The organism is Kitasatospora sp. NPDC059146 (genome assembly GCF_042786665.1).
GTDB lineage: Bacteria > Actinomycetota > Actinomycetes > Streptomycetales > Streptomycetaceae > Kitasatospora.
In genome coordinates, this window is the sequence record NZ_JBHZCY010000220.1 from 1 (window position 1) to 4,107 (window position 4,107).

A 4,107-nucleotide genomic window follows, 5' to 3' on the forward strand; every position below is an offset into this window, starting at 1 on the left:
CCGCCCGACACCGGCTTCGTCCCGGCGGCCGACCTGCTCGACTACCCCGACCTCCAGCTGGCCGGCCCCGACGCCCCCGCCGACCGGCGCGGCACCCTGCGCCCCGACCCGGCCCGGCTCGAACACGAAACCTGGCAGCAGATCCACCCGGGCATCCGCCTGACCGGCCTCGCCCTCCCCCGCCACGCCGTCCCGCCCCGCGTCTCGGCCGGCTCCTTCGACCACCGCTTCGATGCCGCCGCCCCCGCCGACGTCCCCTCCGACGGCACCTGGCACACCGTCACGGTGGACGAGATCCCGCTCTCCGTCAGCCCCGAGTACGTCACCGTCCCGGCCGTCGAGGAGAAGGTGTACGCGACCCTGGTGCTCGCCAACCGCACCGACCGCGCCGTGCTGGCCGGCCCGGTCGAGGTCACCGTGGACGACGAGTTCCTGCTCACCGCCGCCCTGCCGACCCTCGCCCCGGGCGGCACCCGGAGCCTGGGCATCGGCGTCACCGAGAGCGTCGAGGTGGCGCGCCGCACCGAGCTGCGCGAGTCCGCCACCGGCATGCTGAAGGGCAACAGCACCGTGCTCGACCACCGGGTGCACGTCCACCTGGCGAACCGCCTCGGCCGCCCCGTCACGGTCGAGGTCCGCGAGCGCGTGCCGGTCGCCTCGGACACCGAGATCCGGATCGAGGAGCGAGCGGACTGGCAGGCCCCGGCCGTCCCCACCCCGGAGTGCCCGGTCGGCACCCGGCTCTGGCGGGTCGAGCTGGCGCCGGGTGGCCGCACCGAGCTGGACGGCGGCTACCAGATCAAGATCCCGGCCGGAAAGGCCATCGTCGGCGGAAACCGGAGGAACTGACCAGATGACCGAAGAGACCGTTCCCCTCCCCCTCCCAGCTGCCCTCCCCGTTCCCACCGCCCCCGTTCCCCCCTCTCTCCCCGTCACCGCCGCCCTCCCCGTCACCGCCGTCACCTGTCTGGAGGACCGGGCCCAGGTCGAGCGCTCGGTGACCGTCCGACTCACCGCGGGCGTCCAGCGGCTGCGGCTGGGCCCGCTCACCGCCCTCGCCGTGGACCGCACCCTGCGCGCCGAGTCCGCCACCCCCGGCACCCGGGTGCTGGAGGCCCGGCTGGTGCGCTCCTGGTCCCCGCGCGCGCCGCTGCCGCCCGGCCCGGCGGACTCCGCGCTGCGCCACCGCCTGCACGGGCTGGAGGCCGAGTACCGCCTCGCGGACCGGACCCGCGCCCGACTGGAGGCCCGGCTCGCCCTGCTCGCCCAGCTGACCGCGGACCTGCTGCGCGAGGTCGGCGAGGGCGCCGGCGTCGGCGAGATCGAGCGCACCCGCTGGGCCCGCGAGCTGGACCGGGTGGACGCCGAGCGCGAGCGCCACGGCGAGGAGCTGCGCGCGACCCGTTCCCGGCTGCGCCGCCTGGACGAGGAGCGCTCCCAGGCCCTGCTGGCCCTGGACGAGGCCGAGGAGGAGCCCGCCGAGCTGCACGCCCACCTGGAGCTCACGGTCGAGGCCGAGCACCCCGGCCCGGCCGAGCTGACCGTCCACCACCTGGTGCCCTGCGCGCTGTGGCGCCCCTCCTACCGCGCCACGCTGGACTCCGACGGCCTGCGCCTGGAGTCGGAGGCGGTGGTCTGGCAGCGCACCGGCGAGGACTGGACCGGCGCCCGGCTGACCTTCTCCACCGCCCGCTCCGCCCTGGCCACCGACCCGCCGGTGCTCGCCGAGGACCTGCTGGTCCTGCGCGAGCGCACCGACGAGGAGCGCCGCACGGTCGAGGTCGAGCTGCGCGAGGAGGAGGTCAGCACCCTGGGCCCGGACGCCGCCGTCCCCGGCCTGGACGACGGCGGCGAGGTCCGGGTGCTGCCCGCCCCCGCCCCGGCCACCGTCCCCTCCGACGGCCGCGCCCACCGGGTCCCGCTGGGCGCCTTCACCGGCCCGGCGAGCAGCGAGTTCGCCTGCGCCCCGGAGCTGTCCCCGCTGGTCACCCGGGTGGTCCGGTTCCGCAACGCGGCCGGGCACCCGCTGCTGGCCGGCCCGGTCGAGCTGGTCCGCGGCAGCGGCTTCACCGGCCGCGGCGAGCTGCGCTTCACCGCCGCCGGCGCCGACGCCGAACTGTCCTTCGGCAGTACGGACGGCTACCGGGTGGTCCGCGAGACCGAGGAGCGCAGCGGCACCACCGCCCTGAGCGGCCGCCGGACCACCACCCGGACCGTCCGGCTGCACCTGTCCCGCTTCTCCGGCCCGGAGGAGCACGACGAGCAGCTGGTCACGGTCCGCGAGCGGGTGCCGGTCTCCGAGGTCGCCGAGGTCGAGGTGCGGCTGCGCAAGGAGGAGTGCTCCCCGGCTCCGGACGCCTTCGACGCCGAGGGCATCGTCCGCTGGGACGTCCCGCTCGGCCCGGGCGCCCGCCGCAGCCTCACCCTGGTGTACGAGGTGTCCGCCGCCGCCAAGGTGGCCGGGCTGTGACGCCGGAGGCCCCGTGACGACCGCTCAGGACCGGAAAGCGGGTACAAAAGGAACATGATCCTCCATCTCGCCCCCCTGGACGACTGGCTGTCCGACCCCGGCCGCCCGTACGCCACCGCGTCGCTGCTCACCGACGGGTTCATCCACTGCTCGGCGGACGAGCGGACGGCGCTCGCGGTGGCCAACTCCTTCTTCGCCGACACCCCGGACCCGCTGATGGTGCTGCTGATCGAGGAGGCACTGGTGGAGCCGATGGTCAAGTGGGAGGCCGCCCACGGCGCCCCGCCGCCCGGCGCCACCCCCGGCGTGCTGTTCCCGCACATCTACGGGCGGCTGAACCGGTCCGCCGTGGTCGGGCTGGAGAAGGTCGACCGCGGCCCGGACGGCCACTGGGCCTCGCTCAGCCCCTGGAGCTGAGCGGCCGACCCGCCCCACAGCCACCCCGGATCACAGCCGACCCGCCTCACAGCCACCCCCGCTCCCGGGCCGCCATCCCGGCCTGGAAGCGGGTGGTGGCGCCCAACGAGCGCATCAGGGCCTGCAACCGCCGCTGGGTGGTCCGGGCGCTCCAGCCCAGCGAACGGGCGATCGACTCGTCGGTCAGCCCGGCGGCCAGCAGCCCCAGCAGCTTGCGGTGGTCGGCGTCCGGCTCCGGCGAGGCGTCCCCGGTGCCGATCGCGGCCTGCAACTGCACGGCCCGCTCCCACTCGGCCTCGAACAGCGTGTCCAGTGCCTGGAGCAGCGCCGAGGGGTGGATCACGTAGGCCGCGTCCAGCACGCTGTCGCCGACGCTGATCGGGATGATCGCCATCCGGTCGTCCGAGATGATCATCTTCATCGGCAGCGTCGGCCGCACCCGCGCCTCCTCACCGTCCGCGACGCCGACCAGGATGTTCCGCTCCAGGCGGCCGGGCCAGGCCACCGCCTCCCGGTCGTAGATCGTCCGGAACCGCAGGCCCTCCCGCAGCCGCCGCCGCTGCAACGGCATCGCCGAAACCGGGTCCTGGATGTACGGCGGGCGGTCGAAGCCGCGGACCTGGTACTGGCTGCTCCCGGTGATGTGCTCCAGCCGCTGGGCGATCGCCTCGCCGCCGGTCAGCACCTCCACCGAGTGCGCCGGGTCGGTGTACCGCGAGGCCTCCCGGAAGGCGTCCATCAGCCGGTGCATCTCGGCCCGGGCGCTGCGCAGCTCGGACTCCCGGTGGCCGATCAGGGTCCCTATCGCCACGTCCGGGGCGACCGGCAGGTAGCGCTCCCGGTCCACCGGGGCCCGGGTGGCCATCCCCTGCTGCGCCAACCGGTCCAGCGCGCGCACGCCCTGCTGGAGCGTCAGGCCGCAGCTCTCGGCCAGCTCCTCCGCCGTGGACTGCGGGTTGGCGACCAGTGCCGCGTACACCTGCCCGTCCGGCTCGGCCAGTCCCAACGGGCCGAGCGCGTGTCCGGCGGACCGCCCCAGTGCTGCATCGGACACGACGCCGTCTCCCCCTGCTCGCTCCGGAACACCCCTCCGGCCGCCCGTACTGGCGCGGTCCCGCCACGCGGCGGGGCGGTGGTCCGGTGGCCATCCTCGGCCACGGATCATGGCGCTGACAAGGCCGTGACCAGCGGTTGCGTCCCGGCTCACACACGTCGGAGGG

Annotated in this window: 4 protein-coding genes; 3 read left to right on the forward strand and 1 reads right to left on the reverse strand. The window is 75.6% G+C overall.

All coding sequences use genetic code 11. The annotated features are described in order from the left end of the window. The 3 genes from ACFXPX_RS42820 to ACFXPX_RS42830 form a co-directional block, all read left to right on the forward strand. On the forward strand, nt 1-849 hold an 849-nt coding region (locus tag ACFXPX_RS42820; RefSeq protein WP_380645013.1), incomplete at its 5' end, for a DUF4139 domain-containing protein. A gap of 4 nt (nt 850-853) precedes the next feature. After that, nucleotides 854-2,470 carry a DUF4139 domain-containing protein gene (locus ACFXPX_RS42825; RefSeq protein ID WP_380645014.1) on the forward strand — a complete coding sequence of 539 codons (1,617 nt, stop codon included), beginning with the start codon at nt 854-856 and terminating at the stop codon, nt 2,468-2,470. Nucleotides 2,471-2,524: 54 nt separating this feature from the next. Next, nucleotides 2,525-2,887 carry a DUF952 domain-containing protein gene (locus ACFXPX_RS42830; protein ID WP_375887095.1) on the forward strand — a complete coding sequence of 121 codons (363 nt, stop codon included), beginning with the start codon at nt 2,525-2,527 and terminating at the stop codon, nt 2,885-2,887. 46 nt (nt 2,888-2,933) lie between these two features. On the opposite strand, the gene ACFXPX_RS42835 is transcribed toward ACFXPX_RS42830, so the two are convergent. Continuing rightward, on the reverse strand, nt 2,934-3,941 hold the full coding sequence (locus tag ACFXPX_RS42835; protein ID WP_375887094.1) for a helix-turn-helix domain-containing protein: 1,008 nt from the start codon (nt 3,939-3,941) through the stop codon (nt 2,934-2,936). Between the last annotated feature and the right edge of the window lie 166 nt (nt 3,942-4,107).

What these genes read in the sequence shown, in the direction of transcription:
- ACFXPX_RS42830 (WP_375887095.1), top strand. Translation starts at nt 2,525, where the DNA reads ATGATCCTCCATCTCGCCCCCCTGGACGACTGGCTGTCCGACCCCGGC.
- ACFXPX_RS42825 (WP_380645014.1), top strand. Translation starts at nt 854, where the DNA reads ATGACCGAAGAGACCGTTCCCCTCCCCCTCCCAGCTGCCCTCCCCGTT.